The organism is Citrobacter sp. (assembly GCF_050252275.1).
Lineage (GTDB): Bacteria > Pseudomonadota > Gammaproteobacteria > Enterobacterales > Enterobacteriaceae > Citrobacter_A > Citrobacter_A amalonaticus.
In genome coordinates this window covers 1-22,658 of record NZ_JBFWLF010000037.1, presented here as the reverse complement: position 1 = coordinate 22,658, position 22,658 = coordinate 1, and the positions used below count along the sequence as shown (strand labels likewise).

Genomic DNA, 22,658 nt, shown 5'->3' with positions numbered 1-22,658 from the left:
ACCGGCATCACGGTGTTGACCAGCAGGTTTGCCGCAGGGACCAGCACCTTAACGGCGGTCACCTGCAACGCTTCCGGTACGGAAGAAGCCGTGAGGTTCAGGAAGGTCACGACGATCATGCCGATGACGCCGCAGGCAATCGCCATTTTTTTCGGGTCATGCAGCGTTTCACCGACGTTACGGTTTTTGATCATCAGCGCTGCCGCGCCCCAGTTAGGAATGATGCGGTGATCCACGTCCTGTGTGAACGAGCCCGCCGCAACGGATGAGGCCCAGGTGTTGAAGAAAAAGCCCAGACCAAACGAGAAGTGAGAAGCCGGATCCCCTTCGCAGGAATTCAGTTCCCCCAGAGTTCGAAACGCACCCATCCCCTGTGTGGTAGGCGCATGAAACATGCGTGCAGCCCCGGCCCCCACACCCACGCCGACGAGGGCACCGATGATGAGCGATTTTATTAAAATTATCAGGAACATAATTATGCCTTCTTAACAAGAATCAGCGTTGCGAGACAAAATCCACCTTGTCCAGATTGATGGCTGTCACGTTGACGGTCACATCCAGCTCCACGCTGTAAGTGCGTCGTTCCCGGCGCAGAAAGAAGAACAAAAACGCTTCTTTGCGCACCGCTTCACGCGCTTGAACAACCTGCACATCCTGTGGCTCAATACGCAGTAAAATGTGCGGCGATGCCTTCATGACCGCGGCCTGAACGTGGTTCAGGGCATCGGCAAAGGCGCGCGCTTTGGCTTCGCCTTTACCGGTGACTCTCACCGTTGTGGTGAATTGTTCTTTCATACTTACGCGCCGTATTTTTTCTGCCACGCCTGGACCAGGCGCTCGCCAAGCTCTTCTTTATCCATAAAGCCGAACCCCAGCACGTTGCAGCCTTCGTTAATCGCCGTTACGCCTTCATCCACAGAGCGCATCCCGTATTTGGCTTTGTAACCGTATTTGTTCTGTGCAGTGATGGCGCCCGCGCCGCCGCTGCCGCAAAAAGAGATGCCGAACGTGGCGTTTTCCGCTTTCATCACGTCCCCCAGTTTCATATCTGCGGCAACGCCCGGTACTACCACCGCACGACCACCGGCTTTCTCGACGCCTGCCGCCACTTTCTGGCCTTTACCCAGACGATCGCCAATCACGACTGTAATCTGTTCCATGTTGTTGCTCCTTAAAGGTTGTCTTTCGCGACTTCAAAGTGGACGGACAGCAGCCAGGCTTCTTCCTCGGGAAGGTTGCCAAACGCTGCGACCACGTCACGGGCAAGCGCCATTGAGTCGGCTGAAATTTCATCAAACAAACTGGCTTCCACTTCCGGCAAAGGCTCGCCGGTCACCGACCGGTGCGCCATGGCGCGAACGTGAGACGTCAGCATTTGTTCCTGTACGGCGTTGGGAATGATGTGATGTTCACGCAGCAAGGCATACACTTGCGCCAGCATGCGATCGGCCAGTTCACCAATCTGCGCCACCTGTTCCCCCATGTCGTTCATTACTGCTCCGTTATTCACTCGTCTTACCCCGTTAATGGCTCTGAGTTAAAACTAGCGGTGGGGGTAAAAAGTTTGTAGCGAGTTGTTTTCCACTTCGAAGTGGAAAGGCGAGTGGCAATAGTGATCTGTTCCACAGAAAAGGGGGTTTTGATGATTTATCGCTGGAAAAGTGTGACTTTATTCACAGATATCAACGGCGTTTCGTTGCGACGCCAGCAGAGAAGAAAGTCTGAAACTGTGAGCAAAGAGCGATTTTCAACCATAGTATCCAAAAGACTTATGACGAATCTCTGCGAGGCGCTACGCATAGGCTAAACCCCACGCTGGCGCGGAATTTGTGATTACAAGAAAATACGGTGATGGCTATGCGTCCCCATCATAAAGAGGAAACACCTAAATTAGCTTTTATGCTAATATTTTATCAGGGAGAGATGCCGTGTTTACCGTCATGCTGCATGTCGATGTTGCCAGCGAGCTGGCAAGTTTACCGCCCACCGTCAGGGCAAAAATGATTCGCTTGATTGATAAGTTAAAAATTAATGCGACTGCATTACGGGAACCCGACAGCAAACCTCTCGGTGCTGGTCTGTTTGAGATTCGCACAATGGGAACCGAGCCAGGCCGTGGTCTGTATGTCTATCAGAAAGGCAAAACCATCTATCTGTTACGCGTGTTCATTAAGAAAACGCAGAAAACGCCCAAACAAGAAATGATGCTAGCCTTCGAAAGGCTGGAGGAGATGCTCAATGAGCAAAAAAACTAAAAGCGTCGCCTGGGACGACGTCAGAGCAGACCTGATGTCCGATCCTGATGTACAAGCCGCAATGGAAGTGGAAGAGCGGAAGGCACGTCTACAAGCTATGCTCGCACAATGGCGTAAACACGCGGGATTAACTCGCGCGCAAGTTGCTGAAAGAATGGGGGTTACGCCGCCGACAGTCTCCAGGATGGAAGCGAATATTATCAAGGCCAGTCTGGAAACGATTGTCCGTTACGCCAGAGCCTGCGGAATTAAACATCCGCAAATCATCCTGTGACGGTCACCTGATGTCCCTCTGGAGACATCAGGTGAGCAAGACAATTAACGATACTTCTTGTGATACGCGTTGCGGGTGGTTTTGAATTCTTCCGCCGCGGCCTGCGCTTCTTTGACCTTCCCTTCGTTTGCCAGCTTCAGCGCACCGTCGATCTGGCCGACCAGAACGTCGAAACCATGACGGAAATCTTTCATTTCCGGGCTATCTGAGGCCTTGCTTTCCAGTTTTGGCGGCGTCGCTTTTTGCGCGTCCAGCGCAGCGGCGCGCATTTTGGTTAACGCATCGGTCACTTGCGTCGCGTTATCCGCTTTTTCGATTACCTTCAGGTTATCGTTAAGCGTTTCCATATTATCTTCCAGATCAGCGGCGAACACGGAAGAGCCCAAAACTAACGTTGAAGCTGCGATGATTGCTAACAGATGTTTACGCATTGCTCACTTCCTTTTTTTTATTGTTATGGCGCGGCAGGTCGCGCCATGGATGTTTACTGCCCGGCGATTTTCATCTCCGGCAACAGTACTGAACCACACTGTATATTGCTACGTGTTTCAATATCGTTACCAATCGTCACAATATTGCGCCACATCTCTTTTAAATTTCCGGCGATGGTAATTTCGCTCACAGGGTATTGAATTACCCCGTTTTCAACCCAGAAACCGGCTGCGCCGCGGGAGTAATCCCCGGTAATGCCGCTCACACCCTGGCCCATCAGTTCAGTGACCACCAGACCGGTGCCCATCTCTTTAAGCATCTGCTCAAAGTTCAGCCCTTGTCCGGCAATACGCCAGTTATGAATGCCGCCCGCATGACCGGTGCTTTTCAGCCCCAGCTTACGTGCGGAATAGTTGGTCAGCAGCCATTGGGTCAGAACGCCGTCTTTCACAATGTCACGACGTTCCGTGCGCACGCCTTCGCTGTCAAACGGTGAGGAGGCCAGTCCTTTCAGCAGGTGCGGATGCTCCTCAATGGTCAGCCATTCAGGCAGAATTTGTTTGCCCAGCGAATCCAGCAGGAACGTGGATTTGCGGTACACCGAACCGCCCGCAATTGCGCCAACCAGATGTCCAATCAACCCGGTCGCCACTTCGTTAGCAAAAATCACCGGCGCTTTCATGGTCGAGAGTTTGCGCGGAGACAGGCGGGATAACGTGCGGCGAGCACAGTCTGCGCCTACCCATTCCGGCGTTTGCAGATCGCCCATCGCGCGACCAATGGTGTAGGCGTAATCGCGCTCCATATCGCCGTTTTCTTCGGCAATTACGCAACTGGACAGCGAATGGCGGGTGGAGCAATAGCCCTGCAACATACCGTGGCTGTTGCCGAACACTTTAATGCCATAGTGGCTGTTAAAGCTGCCGCCTTCCGTATTGGTGATGCGTTTGTCGGCCTGCAAAGAGGCCTGTTCGGCACGCGCTGCCAGTTCGATGGCTTCGTCCGGAGAAATGTCAGCCGGGTGGAACAAGTCCAGATCCGGCGCGTCAAAAGCCAGCAGTTCTTTGTCGGCTACACCGGCGCACGGATCCGGTGAGGTGTAGCGCGCGATATCCAGCGCCGCCTGGACGGTACGGGCAATCGCCTGTGGGCTTAAATCGGTCGATGAGGCGCTGCCTTTACGGTTCTGATGGTAGACGGTAATCCCCAGCGCACCATCGCTATTGAATTCGACATTCTCCACTTCACCATAACGGGTGCTGACACTGATGCCGGTCGTTTTGCTTACGGCGACTTCCGCCCCGTCCGATTTGCCTGAGGCTAACTCCAGCGCTGTCGAAACTGCTTCTTCCAGAATCTTACGCTGCGCTTCAACTTGTGAGATTACTTTCATCGCAAATGCCATAATGTAGAGAGAGTTTCTTTGAAGTCTAACAGAGAACCGTTTTTCAGTGCGCATCTTAACTGGTAACATTAGCCTCTTTTTTTAAGGAGCCTGACATGACAAAGCAGCCCGAAGACTGGCTCGACGACGTTCCCGGTGATGACATCGAAGACGAAGACGATGAAATTATCTGGGTCAGCAAAAGTGAAATTAAACGCGACGCCGAGGAGCTAAAACGCCTGGGCGCGGAACTGGTGGATCTGGGGAAAAACGCGCTGGACAAAATCCCGCTTGATGCGGACCTGCGTGCCGCCATTGAGCTGGCCCAGCGTATCAAGATGGAAGGTCGCCGCCGCCAGTTGCAGTTGATTGGTAAAATGCTGCGCCAACGCGAGGTGGATCCTATCCGTCAGGCGCTGGATAAGTTGAAAAACCGCCACAACCAGCAGGTGGTGTTGTTTCACAAGCTTGAGCATCTGCGCGATCGTCTGATCGATGAAGGCGATGACGCGGTAGAAGAGGTGCTGAATCTGTGGCCGCACGCCGATCGTCAGCAGTTACGCTCGCTGATCCGCAATGCGAAGAAAGAGAAAGAAGGGAATAAGCCGCCGAAGTCCGCACGTCAGATCTTCCAGTATCTGCGCGAACTGGCGGAAAACGAAGAGTAATCCCGTACGCTAAATAGGCCCGGTAAGCGTCAGCGCCACCGGGCATTTTTCTTACTCTTCAGCTTCCGCTTCGGCTTTCTTCGCCAGACCATCCAGCAGTTTCTGGTGAATTCCACCAAATCCGCCGTTACTCATCACCAGAATGTGATCGCCCGGCTGCGCCGTTTTCACGATCATCTCTGCCAGCGTATCCACATCCCCGCTCCAGTGAGCAGGCTGAATGCAGGCGTCCGCCACTTCCGCGACTTGCCACGGAATATGCGGTGGTTGCAGCAGATACACTTCATCTGCGCGGCCCAATGACGGCGCCAGGTCGTCTTTGCACAGCCCCATCTTCATGGTGTTGGAACGCGGTTCCAGCACGGCGATGATGCGCGCCGTGCCGCCTACTTTTCCGCGCAGCGCCGCAAGCGTTGCCAGAATCGCCGTTGGGTGATGGGCAAAATCGTCGTACACCGTGACGCCGTTTGCTTCACCGCGCAGTTCCAGGCGGCGACGGGCATTAATAAAAGATCCCAGCGCCTGAGCCGCATCCGCCGGTTGGACGCCAACATGACGGGCTGCGGCGATTGCCATCAGACCGTTGTGCATGTTGTGCTCACCGACCAGCGACCACTTCACGTCGCCGACCTTCTCACCGTCCAGCCACACTTCCCATTCAGAAGCATCGACGTTCAGCTTTTTCGCCTGCCAGTGGCCCTGCTCGCCCACCAGTTCCTGTTCGCTCCAGCAGCCCATCGCCATCGTCTGCTTCAGGTTAATGTCGTGTTCAGGATAGATGATCCGCCCCTGCCCCGGCACAATGCGGACCAGATGGTGAAACTGCTTCTGGATCGCTTTCAGATCGTCAAAGATATCCGCATGATCAAACTCAAGGTTATTGAGGATCAACGTACGCGGGCAGTAATGTACGAATTTAGAGCGTTTATCGAAGAAGGCGCAGTCGTACTCATCCGCTTCAATCACGAAGAAGTCGCTTTCGCCCAGACGCGCAGAAACGTCAAAGTTCCCCGGCACGCCGCCAATCACAAAACCGGGTTTGTAACCGCAAGCGTCCAGAATCCAGGTCGCCATGCCGGCGGTCGTGGTTTTACCGTGCGTTCCCGCAACGGCCAGCACCCAACGATCGCGCAACACAAATTCATGTAGCCACTGCGGGCCAGACATGAACGGAATGATTTTCTCCAGCACCGCCTCAACGCACGGATTCCCACGGGTCATGGCATTGCCGATGATCACCAAATCCGGCTGCGGGTCGAGTTGACTGGGGTCATAACCCTGAATCAAATCAATGCCCTGATTCTCAAGCAAGGTACTCATCGGCGGATACACATTGGCGTCCGAACCCGTTACTTCATGACCGAGCGAGCGCGCCAGCATCGCCAGACCGCCCATGAACGTGCCACAAATTCCCAAAATATGAATGCGCATACGTCACTATCCTAATTTAACCCAGGGGGCATTTTACGCATATGTCAGCCAAGTGAGAAACGCATTTCAGGATAATCCGTAGTTTGCTGGCGCGATTCACCTGAGCGCAGCCACTGAAATATTTGTTAAGATTGTTACGGTCGCTTTACTCCATATTAATTGCAGGGAAAGTGTTATGAAAACGTTAGGTGAATTTATTGTCGAGAAGCAGCACGAGTTCTCTCATGCTACAGGTGAGCTCACTGCGTTGTTGTCGGCAATAAAGCTGGGCGCCAAGATCATCCACCGCGATATCAACAAGGCCGGTCTGGTCGATATCCTGGGTGCCAGCGGTGCTGAGAACGTTCAGGGTGAGGTTCAGCAGAAACTCGACCTGTTCGCGAACGAAAAACTGAAAGCTGCACTCAAGGCGCGTGATATTGTCGCGGGTATTGCCTCTGAAGAAGAAGATGAAATCGTCGTTTTCGAAGGCTGTGAACACGCGAAATACGTGGTGCTGATGGACCCGCTGGATGGATCGTCCAACATCGATGTTAACGTCTCTGTCGGGACCATTTTCTCTATCTACCGCCGCGTGACGCCTGTCGGCACGCCGGTCACGGAAGAAGATTTCCTGCAACCAGGCAACAAGCAGGTTGCTGCGGGTTACGTGGTTTACGGCTCTTCCACCATGCTGGTTTACACCACCGGCTGCGGCGTCCACGCCTTTACCTACGATCCGTCACTGGGCGTGTTCTGCCTGTGTCAGGAGCGGATGCGCTTCCCGGAGAAAGGCAATACCTACTCCATTAACGAAGGCAACTACATCAAATTCCCGAATGGCGTGAAGAAATACATCAAGTTCTGCCAGGAAGAGGATAAATCCACGCAGCGCCCGTATACCTCGCGCTACATCGGCTCACTGGTTGCTGACTTCCATCGTAACCTGCTGAAAGGCGGGATCTACCTTTACCCAAGCACCGCCAGCCACCCGGACGGTAAACTGCGTCTGCTGTACGAGTGCAACCCAATGGCGTTCCTTGCGGAGCAAGCGGGCGGCAAGGCGAGCGACGGGAAAGAGCGTATTCTGGATATCACGCCGGAAAGCCTGCACCAGCGTCGTTCGTTCTTCGTCGGCAACAACCATATGGTTGAAGATTTAGAACGAATTATCCGGTAATTCCCGGACGCCTAAACCCCTTGCCGGATGGAGCTGACGATTATCCAGCCAACACGCTAAACGCCTCTCCCCGGAGAGGCGTTTTTCTGTCAGGCGGTCTGCAATTTAAACGACGCCATCGCTTCAATCAGCGCGTGCGACTGCTCTTCCAGCGATCGGGTTGCCGCAGAAGACTGTTGTACCAGCGCCGCATTCTGCTGCGCCGTTTCATCCATCTGACTCACCGCAATATTCACCTGTTCGATACCGCGACTCTGCTCCTGCGACGCACTGGCGATTTCCCGCATCAGTTTGGTCATCCGCATGACCTCGCTGGCAATCTCATCCATCGTTTCGCCCGCCTGCATCGCCAGATCGCTGCCCTCTCCCACTTGTGACTGCGAGTCGCCAATCAGCGTACGGATCTCTTTTGCGGCCTCCGCGCTGCGGCTAGCCAGATTACGCACTTCGCCCGCCACCACGGCAAAACCGCGTCCCTGCTCTCCCGCGCGCGCCGCTTCAACCGAGGCGTTCAGCGCCAGAATATTGGTCTGGAATGCAATCCCGTCGATCACGCCAAGAATATCGGCGATACGATTAGCACTCCCGGAAATGTCGCGCATTTTTTCAATGACATAACAGACCATTTCACTGCCGCGATCGGCGGTATCAGAAACCGATTTCGCCAGTTGATGCGCCTGATCGGCGTTTTCCGCATTCTGTTTCACCGTTGCGGTAAGCTCCTCCATGCTGGCGGCAGTTTGTTCCAGCGAGGTCGCCGTCGATTCGGTGCGTGTCGCCAGATGAATATTGCCCGCCGTCAGTTCACGACTGCCGGTGTCTATCTGCGAACTGGCATCGCGAACGCGTCTGACAGATTCACTCAGCGCCATGCGCATCCCTTCAAGCGCGGCCTGCAGGCGATTAAACTCGGCGCTGGCATAACGGCTTTCTGCCGCCGACAAATCTCCCGTCGCCAGGCGTTCCAGTTGTTCAACCACATTATCGAGCGGTTTCAGCAGTTTATTACGCAATAACAGCCAGACCACCGCCAACAGGGCGATGGCCGTCAGCGTCGTCGCGGTCATCACTCCGTAATAAATCCATGAGGTAATGATTCGCGTGGAGGCGTAAATCCCCATGCTGCCTGTTAGCAGCAATAACAGGGTAATAAGCGACAATAAAACCAACAGGGTATTTCGTAGGGAGAGGGATTTTGGCATCGTTATTTTCCGGTTGTAAGATATACAGAAACTATCGACAACAACCGGAAAAAGTTTAGGTGTTTAAGTAAAATCTGTGTCTCACTTCGGCGTCGCGGCCGGGCCGACTCGTGTTACCGGCGAGCTCTGTCGATTTTCCCAAAGCACCGTCAGACCGCGCTGCAACGCAATGAAAATAAATAACAAAACGCCAATGGCAATTTTCGTCCACCATGAACTGAGCGTGCCGTCGAAGTTAATGTAGGTCTGGATCAGCCCCTGAATCGCCACGCCAAACAGCGTTCCAAGAACCGTACCGACCCCACCGCTCAGCAACGTACCACCGATCACCACCGAAGCGATCGCATCCAGCTCTACGCCCACTCCCGCCAGCGCGTAGCCAGCCTGGGTGTAAACAGAAAAGACAATCCCGGCCAGCGTCGCCAGCCCGGTTGACAGCATATAAATGCGGATCGTGGTGCTACGGGTGGAAATCCCCATCAGGTTCGCCGATGTCGCATTCCCGCCAATGGCATACACCTGATTGCCAAACCGGGTGCGATGCGCGAGGAAAATCCCAATGACCACCACCGCCAGCATCAGCAGGCCCATCGCGCTCAGACGCCCACCGCCGGGGATTTTCCACGCCAGGCTGGAAAGCGTGTCATAGATGGGATGGTTAATCGGGATCGACTCTTCCGATACCAGGTAACTGACCCCGCGCAGGAAAAACATACCGGCAAGCGTGATGATAAACGCCGGGATCTTCAGCGCATCAATCAGCAACCCCATGAACGCGCCAAACGCGCAGCCCATCGCCAACACCAGCGGAAACGCCAGTAACGGCGAGATCCCCCAGTAGCCGATGGCCTTCGCCAGGAATACGCCGGTGAAGGCGATCACCGATCCCACGGAGAGATCGATCCCACCGGAGAGGATCACAAAGGTCATCCCCACGGCGATGATCCCGAGGAAGGCATTATCGGTCAGAATGTTGCAGATCACGCGCGTGGAGGCAAAGCCTGGAAACTGCGTCAGACAATAGAGATAGCCCAGCACGAAAACCCCGAGGGTGATCATTAACGGTAAATTACGTTTTATCACGACCACGCACTCCTTTTAGCAAACTGATAAAGCGCTGTGACTGCACAATCAGTACGCACAGCACCACAATAGCTTTGACCACCTGGTTCATCTCCGGCGGAAACCCGGACAGCAGGATCCCGGTGTTCATCCCCTGAATGATCAGCGCACCCACCACCGATAACAGCAGATTAAAGCGCCCGCCCATCAGGGAACCGCCGCCGATCACCACCGCCAGAATGGCGTCCAGCTCCAGCCACAATCCGGCGTTGTTGGCATCCGCACCGCGAATATCCGCCGTGACGATAATCCCGGCGATTGCCGCGCACAGCCCACTCAACACATAGGTGAGCATAACGATGACTCGTGTGTTGACGCCGGCATTTTTCGCTGCCCGGATGTTAATCCCCACCGCTTCAATAAACATCCCGAGCGCCGTTCGCCAGGTCAACAGCCAGAACAGCAGCAGCGTGATCAGCGCGATAATCACCGGCGTGGGAAACAACAACAGCGAGCCGCTGCCGAACCAGGAGAGCGTGGGCGAGTTGAAGGTGACAATCTGTCCAGAGGTGATCAGTTGCGCCACGCCGCGACCCGCCACCATCAGGATTAGCGTGGCGACAAACGGCTGAATTTTGAGGATCGCCACCAGGACGCCGTTCCACAGGCCAGCCAGCACGCCGGTCCCCAATGCGGCAAGCAGGACCACTGGCAGGCTGTGACCGGCGACGGTCATCGCCGCGGTCGTGGCGCCGGCAATCGCCATCACCGCGCCAACGGAAAGGTCAATGCCCCCGGTGGCAATAACCAGCGTCATCCCTATCGCCAACAGCGCGACGGGAGCGGCGCGATTCAGGATATCGATCGGGCTGCCGAACAGACGACCGTCCTGCAAGATAATCTGGTAAAAGTGGGGGGCGACGAGGCTGTCCACCAACAGCACCAGCAGCAGCGCAATCAGCTGCGGCATACCGGTCGGCCAGCGAAAGCGTCGCTTTGGCGGCGTGGTTTGCGGGAGAGATTGGGGCATCACAAGAGTCTCCTTACGCCGCGATGGCGTTCATGATCGCCGGAACGGACAGTTCAGCCAGCGGGATCTCCGCCACCTGTTTGCGGTCACGCATGATGATCACCCGATCCGCATAGCCTACCAGTTCCTCCAGCTCCGAAGAGATCACCAGCAGCGCCAGACCATCGGCACACAGCGTTTCGATCAGGCGGATGATCTCGGCATGCGCGCCTACGTCGATCCCTCGCGTCGGTTCATCGAGGATCAGAAACTGTGGCTTAGTCAGCAGCCAGCGCGATAGCAGCACTTTTTGCTGGTTGCCGCCGGAAAGAAACTCGATCGGTTGTTCTGCACTGGGGGTGCGAATGCCAAGCTGACGGATAAACCGCTCGGCAATGTCGTTTTGTTCTTTGCGCGCAATCGGCCGCAGCCAGCCGCGCTGGGCCTGCAATGCCAGGATAATGTTTTCGCGCACCGAGGCGGCGGCAATAATACCGTCCGTTTTGCGATCCTCCGGACAAAAACCGATCCCCAGGCATGACGCCTGATGAGGAGATCGCAGCGTCTGCGGTTTTCCTCTGATCAGCGCACTGCCGCTGTCCGCTGGTTTGATACCGAAAATCACCTCGGCCGTTTCGGTGCGTCCGGATCCAAGCAGTCCCGCCAGACCGACGATCTCACCAGGTCGTACCTCGAGATCGAACGGGGAGATCGTCCCTTTCTTACCGAAACCTTTGAACGCGGCCACCGGTTTATCACTCAACAAGGTACGCCCCGCACGCTGTAGCGCATGAGTGTCCAGCTCGCGTCCCAGCATCATTTTGACCAGTTCAATCTGCGGCAGCTCGCGGGTTTCCCGGCAGCCGACAAAACTGCCGTTACGCAGGACGGTGATCCGATCGCTGACCTGATAGACCTGATCAAGAAAATGGGTGACGAAGATCAGACTCACGCCGCGATCGCGCAGATGCCGCATTAAGCCGAACAGCATCTCAACTTCTTGCGTATCGAGGCTGGCGGTAGGTTCATCGAGGATCAAAACCTTCGCCGAGAGATCGATCGCCCGGCAGATCGCGACGATCTGTTGCATCGCCACCGAATAGCGGTTCAGCGGTTCGCGCACGTCGAGGGAAAAACCGTAAGACGCCATTAGCGCCGTAGCACGCTTTTCCATCTCTTTACGCCGTAGCAGGCCAAATCGACGCGGTTCACGACCAATAAACAGGTTATCCGCCACCGACATATTCGGCAGCAGGTTCACTTCCTGATACACCGTGCCAATGCCCAGCTGTTGGGCATGTGCGGTATTTCTGGGGGAGATGGCACTGCCTTCCAGCCAGATAGTACCGCGATCGGCATGATAGACGCCGGTCAGCGCTTTGATGAGCGTGGATTTTCCGGCCCCGTTCTCGCCGAGCAGCGCCATAATTTCGCCGCGACGCAGACTGAAATCGACGTTATCCAGCGCTTTGACGCCAGGAAAGAATTTACTTAATCCCTCTGTACGGAGGATCTCCTGGTGTTGTTCCGCGATCATAATAGCCCTCCGCGACAAGAGTGTGGCTCTGGAGGCCCGTAGGCCGGATAAGGCGGTTACGTTGCCATCCGGCAGAACCTTTGCATGATGGCGCTTCGCTTATCAGGCCTACGGTGTTAGGTATGCCCCCAGAAAGGGTCTGAACTTAGTAGCCCATGTTTTTCTTCTTCTCTAACTCTTCTTTCGCGGTATCCGGCAGATACAGCGTCGACTTGGTGATCGTGACCTTCTCAGGCATCGTGCCATCTTTCTTGAACTTCTCGAGCGCGTCGAAGGCCGGGCCTGCCATGTTCGGCGTCAGTTCAACGCTGGCATTCGCTTCACCGTCGATCATCGCTTTGTAGATGTCCGGTACGCCGTCAATAGAGCCGGTCAGAATATCTTTGCCCGGTTTCAACCCCGCTTCTTTGATCGCCTGGATAGCCCCGATCACCATGTCATCGTTATGGGCATAAACCATGCAGATGTTCTTGCCGTTGTTCTCGGCTTTGATAAAGCTCTCCATCACCTCTTTACCTTTACTACGGGTAAAGTCGCCGGACTGAGAGCGGATAATTTTGATGTTTGGTGCTTTGGCGATGGCTTCAGCAAACCCTTTCTTACGGTCAATCGCCACGCTGGCCCCGACGGTACCCTGCAGCTCAACCACATTACACGGCTTGCCGTTCACCTCTTTGATTAGCCAGTCGCCGATCAGTTGACCTTCCAGCACGTTGTTAGCGGTGACGGTGGTCATATAGAGAGATTTGTCTTTGACATCGATGGAACGATCGAGCAAGAAGACCGGGATCTCAGCATCTTTCGCTTCCTTCAACACCGGCTCCCACCCTGTTGCCACTACCGGCGCAATAAAGATGGCATCGACGCCCTGAGCGACAAAGGAACGCACGGCTTTAATCTGGTTTTCCTGCTTTTGCTGACCGTCAGCGATTTTCAGCGTGATGCCGCGCTTCTCGGCCTCGCTTTTCGCCACGTTGGTCTCTGCGGCGCGCCAGCCGGACTCAGAGCCGACCTGCGAAAATCCTACGGTTAATGGGGCGGCCATGGCCATAGACGACATGACTGCCGAAACTGCTGTGACGATAAGTAAGCGCTTCCACATAACTGTGTCCTCGTAGGGTAGGTTATTGTTGGTTAAGAAACAGTCGCGAAAAAACTATAGACAATCGAACATGTAACGGATTGCGTTACATCACACTTCAAAAAAGTAAATAGAACGTTAATCACAAGTTTGTAATCGCTTTCATTTACCTATGAAAAAAGCGGCTGAAGATATGGATTTTTCTGTCATGCGAGTGGTCTGAAAAGACCAGCGGGAGACGAGTGAAAACGAAATCAGGCGGAGACATTCGGCGCGAGATAGCTATAATACTCGCCACTTGTTTACGACACAGTTAAAGGAAACAGACATGAGCTTACTCAACGTCCCTGCGGGTAAAGACCTGCCGGAAGATATCTACGTTGTTATCGAGATCCCGGCTAACGCCGATCCGATCAAATACGAAGTCGACAAAGAGAGCGGCGCACTGTTCGTTGACCGCTTCATGTCCACTGCGATGTTCTATCCGTGCAACTACGGTTACATCAACCACACCCTGTCCCTGGACGGTGACCCGGTTGACGTACTGGTCCCGACCCCGTATCCGCTGCAGCCAGGCTCCGTTATACGTTGCCGTCCGGTTGGCGTACTGAAAATGACCGACGAATCCGGTGAAGATGCGAAACTGGTTGCTGTACCGCACACCAAGCTGAGCAAAGAGTACGATCACATCAACGATGTGAACGACCTGCCGGAACTGCTGAAAGCGCAGATCACGCACTTCTTCGAGCACTATAAAGATCTCGAAAAAGGCAAATGGGTGAAAGTCGACGGTTGGGACAACGCTGAAGCGGCGAAAGCTGAAATCGTTGCCTCCTTCGAGCGTGCGGCGAAGAAGTAATTCGTCCTGTCGAGCGAAGCCCCGCATGTCGGGGCTTTTTTGTGTCCGTAAACGCGAGTCACCGACACAAAAAACCACGCCACCCGAAGGTGGCGTGGTAAAAGTGCTGGCAAACAAGGAAATGCCTGATGACGCTACGCTTATCAGGCCTACCCTGCGCGCTACTCAGTACTGGTCTCGGTCTAACCAGTTACCGCTTTCGATCAGTGTTAATCCCTCCACCGGGCGCTGGTACACGTACATCCATGCACTGCCGTACGGCGTCTGGATCAACTGGCGTGCGTATTCACCGCCGCGGGTGCGCAGCGCATCCAGTTCGGCCAGAGTGGCGTTATCAATACGATAAACCTCACCGTGTACCGTTCCGTTCCCCGGAACTGCGCCTGGATAGTGGCCCAGGCTATACAACTGGTAGTTATCGATACTGTAATCGCCCAGCAACTGGGCGTTGGTCATCCAGTGGCTGTTGCCTTGTTTGGTTCGTAAACTGCCGTAGACAAATATTCGCATTGCTAAAACTCAAACTGATAGAGCAAATCCAGTGCCTGATCTACGCCAGACACGGCTTCCAGATATAGCTTAGGCATCAGGCGATAACGTAACGTGAGTGTCGCCAGTGAGTCAAATATACCCACACCATATTTCACTTGCAGACCTGGCAGTACGTATCCGCTGACGACCACCTGGGAGGAGTCGCCCACCCCCTGAGTATCCAGTGCCAGATTGCTTACGCCAAATGTCTCCCCGATTTTACCCACAACCTGACCACTTTGTGCAACCCCCAGGCCAATAAGCATGGAGGTCATCGCCGCACTGTCGCTCTGATCGCTGCTCAGACCCTGGCCGCGCAACAGATAAGAGAGCGCTTCCTGCTGCGACATTGCCGGATCAGAGAAGATCTCAGCCTTCGGTTCATCTGCCGTTCCGGTGACGCGAACACCCGCGATCACGTCATCTTCGGTGGCTTCCGGGTTACGAATAGCTTCGATATTCAGCAACGGTTGGTCCGGCGGTCCAGAGAACAACAGTTCGCCTTTCCGCACAATCAGATCCTGACCGTAGGCGTGGAAACGGCCTTCCGGAATGTTGATCTGCCCGTTCAGCCCCAGCCCTTGCTTATCCTGCACCACGTTCAGATCGCCTGTCAGACGGGCTTTCAGACCAAACGCATTCATCCGCACGTTGTTACCCACATGCACAATCAGATTGCTGTTGATCGGGATCCCGGCGCTCTGCGGCTTCTCAGGTTGCAGGTCGTTATTGAGCATCACTTCATCGCTGGAGACGCCCACCGCGCTCTCTGGCAAGTCATGAACCACAATACGCGCCCACGGCACGTCCACCCTGCCATCGAGAGTGAACAGACTCGGCGTCGCTTCAAACACGACATCCGGAGAAACATCCAGTCGCACCATCGGCGGTACGGTGATACGTACCCTGCTGCCTTTCGCCGCCACACGCGCACGCCAGTTGTCGATCTGACTCCAGTCCGCGTCGCCGCTTAAGTTGATCTGCCCCTGCTGGGTTCGTATCACCCCGGCAAGCGTCGAGCGGGTACCGTTGAAATTCATCGCCAGTTGGCTCGGCTGCATATCAAACGGCATAAAGTTGCCGTCGATATCCAGCCCGCTTAGTTGCAGTTGCCCAAACATTTGCGGGCTCTGTACATCGCCGCCCAGACGCAGATTGGCGCTCAGCATCCCCGCCGCCTTTTCGCCGCGCGCGAAGATCGGGTTGACCATCGCCAGATTCACGTTGCGAATGTTGACGTTGCCGCCCAGGTTACGACGCCCTTGCGGATCGGTCACCTGTACCTGTCCGTCAAGCTGACCATTATTGGTCAGGCGGATCAACCAGCCCAGTTCTGCACGATTGTTGCGCAGATCGGCCGTCACGTTCAGGGTATCGAACGCCAGCGGCAGCGGCGCATCGTTCACCGTCTGCGTCACCTTCACGTTACGCCCGGAGAGCGTAACATTACCCTGAGGCAGCCCTTCTTTGGTGGTGTCCCACGAAACGTCCGCTTTGCCAGTAAATACGCCACTGGCCTGCGTCGCCTCCGGCATAAACGGTTTCAGCATCGCCAGATCAAAGCGGTTAAGATTCACTACCGCCCGCCCTTCGGCACCCGCATCGATGGTTTGCGGCACGCACAGTTCAGCATTCGGATTTGCCCAGCAGTGCGGCCCGATACTGATTTTCTGCTCTTTGTTACGATAGTCCAGCGCGATGGGGCGCGTCAGGGTCAGCGGCCCAACCGGCGTCTGGAAACGGGTATTGCTCAGCGATCCTTTCCAGCGCTCTTCTTTACGATCAAAACTCCCCGCCAGATCGAGCTGGCCGGAGACCGGCTCGCCCTGAACACGTAATTGCAACTCGTGCTGCTTCTCGCTGCCTTTGGCGTTCAGGGTCACAAGGTTGATGTTCACGTCGGGCTGCGAAATACGTTCAACCCGTACACTGAGGTTACCGGCAATCTGATCCGTCGATTTGATATCGCCTTCCACGCGCACCTGCGCCACGGACAGTTCCTGCCAGCGCAGCCCGCGGGCGATGATATCCGCCAGCAGTTGCGGAGCGTCGACGGTACCGCGCACCTTGACCACCCCTTTTGCCGTACCACCGAGTCCCGGCAGCGCGTTGTCCAGTCCCGGCGCGTCGATAGTCGCATCCAGATTGAGATCTTTCACGCCCAGCTCGCCTTTCACGTCGGCGCTGTTTGGTCCCAGTTCCAGATGCAGGCCCGGAATGGTCCACTGCAAATAGCTGTTGCCTTTCAGCGATCCGTTAACGTTAACCTTGTTCTGCTTAACGTTCCCGGTCAGTTTCAGCTCCGGCACGTCCATCTGCCAGGTGCCGCCATACAGGCTGCCCCGGGTTTTGATCAGGCCATTGAGCTTCGACGGCCAGTCGGGGATCTCTTTCGCGGTGTTGATGCCGTCCAGCGTCAACTCTCCTCGCCAGCTGATCGCCTGTTGCCAGTCCACCAGCGCTTTCAGCTCGGTTTTCCCTTCCAGCGCCGCCACGCTGAGTTTATCGAGATTAATTTGCTGTTCGTTGCCTTTCGCATCAAGGGTAATGGTCGCTGGAGGAATATCCTGCCCTTTCACCGCCGTACGCATCGACAGCGTGTAGTCCGTCATCTTGCCGGTGAGCTTGAGCTTGATATCGTCGGCCTGGAACTGTTTGTCGCCGGTAAAGGGCCAGTAAATCTGCTTACTGACCACCTCCAGATTCAGCGGCAGGCCGGCTTCCGCCAGACGCGTCTGGGCACGCAGACCCATGTCCACCGGCCCGGAAAGGTTAACACCCACTTCCAGTTGTTCGCGCAGCGCGCCGCCCACCTTCAGTTTGATCTTCTCGCCCTTCAGCGGATCGACGTTCAGCGTGCTGTTCAGGGTGATGTCTACCGGCCAGTTATTGGTCAACTGGGCCGTACCGCTGGCATTCACCGTACCCTGACTGGAGTCGATATCGAGCGCATCGAGCTTCATGTTGCCGTCGATGCTGCTTACTTTCAGCAGCAGGTTATACACCGTCAGGTCAGTATCGCCGGTGATACGCAGTTGTTCGCCTTTAAACGCTTCAATATTGAGATTGAGCGGCAGATGCACGTCCGTCATCTCCGGCAGAACCGGCTGCGAAAACAGATCTTTCAGCGTTTCACCAAGCGGTTTTTCATCCGGCTGCGGGTTCTGGATCTTCGGCTCGACCACCTCTTCCTGAGCCACCTCCGCCACTTTCGGCAGCGCGATCAGCAATCCCTGTAACGACGTGGGTTTCAGGGTCAGATCCTTCTCTTGCCAGTGCAAGCCGGAGGTAAAATCCATCACCGACACGATGGTGTCATCGATTTTAATATTGACGTTATTGAGCGCCACGCGAGAAAGCGTGATCGGATACGGCGTGGAGAGATTCAGCGGCCCGCTGTCCTCTTCTTCCTCTACCTGCTCAGAAGGCGGCATTTTTTTACTGTCGATCGCCACATTAATGTCTTTGAGCGACAGATCGTTCACGCACAGGCTGCTGTTCCACAGGCAATTCAACCCGACCGCCAGATGCACTTCCCCGGCGTTAACCGCCACACCAGGCTGGTCAAAGCGGATATTTTTCAGCGACAAATCACGCCAGCCGCCGGTGACCTGACCAATTTCCAGCCCCGGTACCCAGCGATTTGCCGCATTGAAGATCAGATGCAGGCCGGTTGTTGTTCCAACCAGAAACGCCACCGTTCCCAGCAACAGCAGGATAAAAATCAGGATGCCGAGGCTTATCTTCTTCCATAAACTCATAATTCAGGCCCCAGACCGATGTAAAACTGTAAACCGTGCTCCTCTTTGTCGCCGACCGGCACGGCAAAATCGAGCTTAATTGGCCCAACCGGAGACTGCCAGCGTACCCCCACCCCGGCGCCGGTTTTGAAATCGCTTTTGCGGATATCACTGACCGCTTCACCGCTATCGACAAACATCGCCCCCCACCATTTACCGGTCACGTTGTACTGGTATTCCAGCGATCCGGTCACCAGCTTCGAGGCCCCTTTCAGATCGCCGTTGCTGTACTTCGGAGAAATGGATTTGTATTTATAGCCGCGAATACTGCGGTCCCCCCCGGCGAAGAAACGCAGGTCCGGTGGCACCTTGTCGAAATCACCGGTTTCGATCCAACCCAGGTTGCCACGCGTGACGAAACGATGACGATCGTACAGGGTACGGATCCAGACGTTTTGCGCCTGAAAGACCGAGAAGTCGACATCAGAGCCCCAGGCGGTGTTGGAATAATCAATAGAGTAACGCTGGGAATCGCCCCAGGTGGGCATCAGTCCGCCGCGCGAACGGGTTCGGCTGATCATCACGCCGGGATAGAGCAGCATGGTGGTGTCAGTGACTTCACCCTGCGTAAAGTGGTCAAGGCTCCAGCGCAGGTTAATGGCGCGCTGCCAGCCGCTGGACAGGTCCCAGTAGCGGGAAACCGCAAGCGTGGTGGAGTCCTGTTCGGTATCGTTAAGATCGGTACGCTTAAAGCCGCCCTGTACCAGATAGTACTGCTCCAGCGGGTTCTTCAGCAGCGGCATTTTGTAGCTGAAATCCAGTTGCTGTTCAGGCGATGAGATACTGGCGCTGGTCGTCAGGCTGTGACCGTAGGAGTTCATCCACGGTTTTTTCCACGTGGTCTTCACGCGCGGCCCCACGTCGGTGGAATACCCCACCCCGGTCTCAATGGTGTTTTCCGTTCGCGGTGAAACCACCCCCTTCAGCGGCAGTACTTTGGTTTTTCGCGCTTTGTCGAATTCGGGCGCCACAACCACGGAATTAAACCAGCCAGTCGCCGACAGTCGACGGTTCAGCTCGCCGAGATCTTTTGACTCGTATGCATCCCCTTCTTTAAAGGGCACCAGATTTTGCAGATACTCCTCGCGGATCTGTGAACCTTCAAAGGAGACGTGACCAAAGCGATAACGTTCACCACTGTCGTAATCGATATCCCAGAACGCCTGATGACGATCAAGCGCAATACCCAACTGGCTCTTATTAAATTCGCTGTCGAAATACCCTTTACGTAGCGCCACGCTGGTGAGGGATTTTTTAAAGCTGTCATAATCCCCATGATCGAGCACCGTACCGATTGCCGGACGCGTTTTCAGCAGATCCAGGTAATCTCTGTCGGTACGCGCGCCGCCGCGTAAAATGACTTCTGTTCCACCAATGCGCACCGGTTCACCGGGTGTCACTTTGGCCACCAGCACCTGACGCCCTTTCGCCGGAGGCGGACGCAGATCGAAATCGATGGTCGGTTCATAATAACCGAGCGCCTTCAGCCCTTCGCGGATAGCGTCATCCACGCGCGCGCGAAAACGCCGATCCGGCGTGACTTCATCACTCTGGATTGTTGAGAGTTGTGCCCGGACGTTTTTCTCCAGTTCTCCTGATAGCCCTTCGACCTGTAGACGGACGTTCGCGGCAAAAGCAGAACTACTCAAACACAGCAGGCTCACCCAACATAACTGACGGATATGTGGCACTTTTTCTCCTGAAATCCCTTATTTCCACCCCTGGAAAAAAATCATAACGCCGATCCACGGCTTAACAAAAACCCAACAATTGGGGTTGAAAAACAGACGACACCCCAAATATTTCTTATGTTTACTGTAGACGTATTCGTAACGGATATTGTGTGCAAATACGCGTCTTGTTACAACCTTAACCCCAATTACTGATTTTCGGGAGAACGGCACCATGAGTTTATTTGATAAAAAGCATCTGATTTCACCGTCAGATGCCCTCCCTGGGCGCAATACCCCGATGCCCGTGGCGACGCTGCATGCCGTCAACGAACACTCCATGACAAATGTCCCCGAAGGGATGGAAATCGCCATTTTCGCCATGGGTTGTTTCTGGGGCGTGGAGCGGTTGTTCTGGCAACTGCCTGGCGTTTACAGCACCGCGGCAGGATACACCGGTGGCTATACGCCCAACCCCACCTACCGGGAAGTCTGCTCCGGTGAAACGGGCCACGCCGAAGCGGTACGCGTGGTGTACGACCCGGCGGTCATCAGTTATGAGCAATTGCTGCAGGTGTTCTGGGAAAACCACGATCCGGCTCAGGGCATGCAACAGGGCAACGACCACGGCACTCAGTATCGTTCGGCTATCTATCCGCTGACGCCGGAACAGGACAGCGCCGCTCGCGCCAGTCTGGAGCGTTTCCAGACCGCCATGCGCGCTGCGGGCGACGACCGCCCTATCACCACCGAAATCAGCAACGCGACGCCGTTCTATTACGCTGAGGAAGACCATCAGCAGTATCTGCACAAAAACCCGTACGGCTACTGCGGTATCGGCGGGATTGGCGTCTGTTTACCCCCTGATGCGTCATAATTCTGACCATCACTATTGAAAATTAAGCCTCTGGCGGCTTTACAGTCCCTTACGCTATACTAGCCCCTGAACTTACCGGCTCACCTCCACGGGCCGGTTTTCATTAAGTTTTACCACATGGATTTATCAACTTCCCTTCCGAGGATCTGGCGTGACGCCGGATAAGATATGTTAAACAGTATTTTCATTATTCTTTGCCTGATCGCTGTGAGTGCGTTCTTCTCGATATCCGAGATCTCACTTGCCGCCTCACGTAAAATTAAGCTCAAACTGCTGGCCGATGAAGGCAATCTCAATGCGCAACGCGTGTTGAAAATGCAGGAAAACCCGGGGATGTTCTTCACGGTGGTGCAAATCGGTCTGAACGCGGTCGCCATTCTTGGCGGTATCGTCGGTGACGCCGCATTTTCCCCCGCTTTTAACTCGTTATTTTCTCGCTATATGTCGCCGGAACTCTCTGAACAGTTGAGCTTTATTCTCTCCTTCTCTCTGGTCACCGGTATGTTTATCCTCTTCGCGGACTTAACCCCGAAACGCATCGGTATGATTGCGCCAGAAGCTGTGGCTTTGCGTATCATCAACCCGATGCGCTTCTGTCTGTTTGTTTTCACGCCGCTGGTGTGGTTCTTCAACGGGTTGGCGAACGTGATCTTTCGCATCTTCAAATTGCCGATGGTGCGCAAGGATGACATCACGTCTGATGATATTTATGCGGTGGTGGAAGCTGGGGCGCTCGCAGGCGTATTGCGTAAACAGGAACATGAGCTGATTGAGAACGTGTTCGAGCTGGAATCGCGCACCGTGCCGTCATCGATGACGTCGCGTGAAAACGTGATCTGGTTCGATCTGCATGAAGACGAGCAGAGCCTGAAAAACAAAGTGGCGGAACATCCGCACTCCAAGTTCCTTGTCTGTAACGAAGATATTGACCACATCATTGGTTACGTTGACTCGAAAGATTTACTGAATCGTGTTCTGGCGAATCAGAGCATGGCGCTGAACAGCGGCGTGCAGATCCGCAACACCCTGATTGTTCCGGATACGCTGACTCTTTCTGAAGCGCTGGAAAGCTTCAAAACCGCCGGTGAAGACTTTGCGGTGATCATGAACGAATACGCGCTGGTCGTGGGGATCATCACGTTGAATGATGTGATGACCACGCTAATGGGCGATCTGGTCGGCCAGGGTCTGGAAGAGCAGATTGTGGCGCGCGACGAGAACTCCTGGCTGATTGACGGCGGCACGCCGATCGATGACGTGATGCGCGTGCTGGATATCGACGAGATCCCGCAATCAGGTAACTACGAAACGATTGGCGGCTTTATGATGTTCATGCTGCGTAAAATCCCGAAACGGACCGATTCCGTGAAGTTCTCGGGCTACAAATTCTAAGTGGTGGATATCGATAACTACCGTATCGATCAGTT

21 protein-coding genes and 1 pseudogene are annotated in these 22,658 nt (G+C 54.9%); 7 read left to right on the top strand and 15 right to left on the bottom strand.

The genetic code is table 11. The annotated features are described in order from the left end of the window. The 4 genes from AB7E14_RS05195 to AB7E14_RS05180 form a co-directional block, all read right to left on the bottom strand. Positions 1 to 473 (bottom strand): DUF4311 domain-containing protein (locus tag AB7E14_RS05195; protein WP_428169383.1); only part of this gene is annotated, 473 nt, incomplete at its 3' end. A 22-nt stretch (positions 474 to 495) separates the two neighbouring features. Then, entirely contained in the window at positions 496 to 795 is a 300-nt protein-coding gene (locus tag AB7E14_RS05190) for a DUF4312 family protein (protein WP_042321633.1), read from the bottom strand. Positions 796 to 797: 2 nt separating this feature from the next. After that, positions 798 to 1,160 (bottom strand): SFCGS family glycine-rich protein, encoded by a 363-nt coding sequence (locus AB7E14_RS05185; RefSeq protein ID WP_012134368.1) that lies wholly within the window; start codon positions 1,158 to 1,160, stop codon positions 798 to 800. An 11-nt stretch (positions 1,161 to 1,171) separates the two neighbouring features. Further along, positions 1,172 to 1,510: a glycine dehydrogenase gene (locus tag AB7E14_RS05180; RefSeq protein ID WP_061075410.1), complete on the bottom strand. Its 339-nt coding sequence runs from the start codon at positions 1,508 to 1,510 to the stop codon at positions 1,172 to 1,174. Positions 1,511 to 1,928: 418 nt separating this feature from the next. On the opposite strand from AB7E14_RS05180, the gene AB7E14_RS05175 reads away from it, so the two are divergent. Then, positions 1,929 to 2,255, top strand: coding sequence for a type II toxin-antitoxin system RelE/ParE family toxin (locus tag AB7E14_RS05175; protein ID WP_044327507.1), 327 nt, complete (start codon positions 1,929 to 1,931; stop codon positions 2,253 to 2,255). Beyond that, positions 2,239 to 2,529: a helix-turn-helix domain-containing protein gene (locus AB7E14_RS05170; protein ID WP_172961308.1), complete on the top strand. Its 291-nt coding sequence runs from the start codon at positions 2,239 to 2,241 to the stop codon at positions 2,527 to 2,529. Before AB7E14_RS05175 ends, AB7E14_RS05170 begins: the two co-directional genes overlap by 17 nt. Before the next feature lie 44 nt (positions 2,530 to 2,573). On the opposite strand, the gene cybC is transcribed toward AB7E14_RS05170, so the two are convergent. Beyond that, on the bottom strand, positions 2,574 to 2,960 hold the full coding sequence (cybC, locus tag AB7E14_RS05165) for a cytochrome b562 (RefSeq protein WP_044327508.1): 387 nt from the start codon (positions 2,958 to 2,960) through the stop codon (positions 2,574 to 2,576). A 53-nt stretch (positions 2,961 to 3,013) separates the two neighbouring features. Beyond that, positions 3,014 to 4,366, bottom strand: a complete 1,353-nt coding sequence (pmbA, locus tag AB7E14_RS05160; RefSeq protein WP_044327509.1) for a metalloprotease PmbA — start codon at positions 4,364 to 4,366, stop codon at positions 3,014 to 3,016. 95 nt (positions 4,367 to 4,461) lie between these two features. Here pmbA and yjgA point away from each other — a divergent pair, with 95 nt between their 5' ends. Further along, positions 4,462 to 5,013: a ribosome biogenesis factor YjgA gene (yjgA, locus tag AB7E14_RS05155; RefSeq protein WP_044264681.1), complete on the top strand. Its 552-nt coding sequence runs from the start codon at positions 4,462 to 4,464 to the stop codon at positions 5,011 to 5,013. A 51-nt stretch (positions 5,014 to 5,064) separates the two neighbouring features. Here yjgA and mpl read toward each other — a convergent pair whose 3' ends face one another. After that, positions 5,065 to 6,444 carry a UDP-N-acetylmuramate:L-alanyl-gamma-D-glutamyl-meso-diaminopimelate ligase gene (mpl, locus tag AB7E14_RS05150; RefSeq protein ID WP_428169382.1) on the bottom strand — a complete coding sequence of 460 codons (1,380 nt, stop codon included), beginning with the start codon at positions 6,442 to 6,444 and terminating at the stop codon, positions 5,065 to 5,067. A gap of 175 nt (positions 6,445 to 6,619) precedes the next feature. Between mpl and fbp the strand changes: the two genes are divergently transcribed. Next, on the top strand, positions 6,620 to 7,603 hold the full coding sequence (gene fbp, locus AB7E14_RS05145) for a class 1 fructose-bisphosphatase (protein ID WP_428169381.1): 984 nt from the start codon (positions 6,620 to 6,622) through the stop codon (positions 7,601 to 7,603). A gap of 89 nt (positions 7,604 to 7,692) precedes the next feature. On the opposite strand, the gene AB7E14_RS05140 is transcribed toward fbp, so the two are convergent. The 5 genes from AB7E14_RS05140 to ytfQ all read right to left on the bottom strand — a co-directional run bounded on the left by AB7E14_RS05140 (position 7,693) and on the right by ytfQ (position 13,515). Beyond that, the gene (locus AB7E14_RS05140; RefSeq protein WP_072200586.1) at positions 7,693 to 8,805 is read right to left on the bottom strand and encodes a methyl-accepting chemotaxis protein; all 1,113 of its coding nucleotides are present in this window, start codon (positions 8,803 to 8,805) and stop codon (positions 7,693 to 7,695) included. An 81-nt stretch (positions 8,806 to 8,886) separates the two neighbouring features. After that, positions 8,887 to 9,888 (bottom strand): galactofuranose ABC transporter, permease protein YjfF, encoded by a 1,002-nt coding sequence (gene yjfF / locus AB7E14_RS05135; protein WP_042999214.1) that lies wholly within the window; start codon positions 9,886 to 9,888, stop codon positions 8,887 to 8,889. Beyond that, on the bottom strand, positions 9,875 to 10,897 hold the full coding sequence (gene ytfT, locus AB7E14_RS05130; RefSeq protein ID WP_428169380.1) for a galactofuranose ABC transporter, ATP-binding protein YtfT: 1,023 nt from the start codon (positions 10,895 to 10,897) through the stop codon (positions 9,875 to 9,877). Before ytfT ends, yjfF begins: the two co-directional genes overlap by 14 nt. 13 nt (positions 10,898 to 10,910) lie before the next feature. Further along, positions 10,911 to 12,413 carry a galactofuranose ABC transporter, ATP-binding protein YtfR gene (ytfR, locus tag AB7E14_RS05125; RefSeq protein ID WP_058587199.1) on the bottom strand — a complete coding sequence of 501 codons (1,503 nt, stop codon included), beginning with the start codon at positions 12,411 to 12,413 and terminating at the stop codon, positions 10,911 to 10,913. A 145-nt stretch (positions 12,414 to 12,558) separates the two neighbouring features. After that, complete coding sequence (gene ytfQ / locus AB7E14_RS05120; protein WP_044327512.1) at positions 12,559 to 13,515, bottom strand: galactofuranose ABC transporter substrate-binding protein YtfQ; 957 nt, start codon at positions 13,513 to 13,515, stop codon at positions 12,559 to 12,561. Between the two features lie 307 nt (positions 13,516 to 13,822). Between ytfQ and ppa the strand changes: the two genes are divergently transcribed. Further along, positions 13,823 to 14,353, top strand: a complete 531-nt coding sequence (gene ppa / locus AB7E14_RS05115; RefSeq protein WP_042999210.1) for an inorganic diphosphatase — start codon at positions 13,823 to 13,825, stop codon at positions 14,351 to 14,353. Between the two features lie 165 nt (positions 14,354 to 14,518). On the opposite strand, the gene AB7E14_RS05110 is transcribed toward ppa, so the two are convergent. From AB7E14_RS05110 to tamA, 3 genes are read right to left on the bottom strand one after another with little or no spacing between them, the layout of a single operon-like run. Continuing rightward, positions 14,519 to 14,863 carry a gamma-glutamylcyclotransferase family protein gene (locus AB7E14_RS05110; RefSeq protein ID WP_042999209.1) on the bottom strand — a complete coding sequence of 115 codons (345 nt, stop codon included), beginning with the start codon at positions 14,861 to 14,863 and terminating at the stop codon, positions 14,519 to 14,521. Between the two features lie 2 nt (positions 14,864 to 14,865). Continuing rightward, the gene (gene tamB / locus AB7E14_RS05105; protein ID WP_316962111.1) at positions 14,866 to 18,645 is read right to left on the bottom strand and encodes an autotransporter assembly complex protein TamB; all 3,780 of its coding nucleotides are present in this window, start codon (positions 18,643 to 18,645) and stop codon (positions 14,866 to 14,868) included. Further along, positions 18,642 to 20,375: an autotransporter assembly complex protein TamA gene (gene tamA, locus AB7E14_RS05100; protein WP_042999207.1), complete on the bottom strand. Its 1,734-nt coding sequence runs from the start codon at positions 20,373 to 20,375 to the stop codon at positions 18,642 to 18,644. Before tamA ends, tamB begins: the two co-directional genes overlap by 4 nt. Before the next feature lie 214 nt (positions 20,376 to 20,589). Between tamA and msrA the strand changes: the two genes are divergently transcribed. Beyond that, positions 20,590 to 21,231, top strand: coding sequence for a peptide-methionine (S)-S-oxide reductase MsrA (gene msrA / locus AB7E14_RS05095; RefSeq protein ID WP_316962112.1), 642 nt, complete (start codon positions 20,590 to 20,592; stop codon positions 21,229 to 21,231). A 168-nt stretch (positions 21,232 to 21,399) separates the two neighbouring features. Next, positions 21,400 to 22,620: pseudogene (locus AB7E14_RS05090) on the top strand (hemolysin family protein); the annotation flags it as partial. Positions 22,621 to 22,658 lie beyond the last annotated feature (38 nt).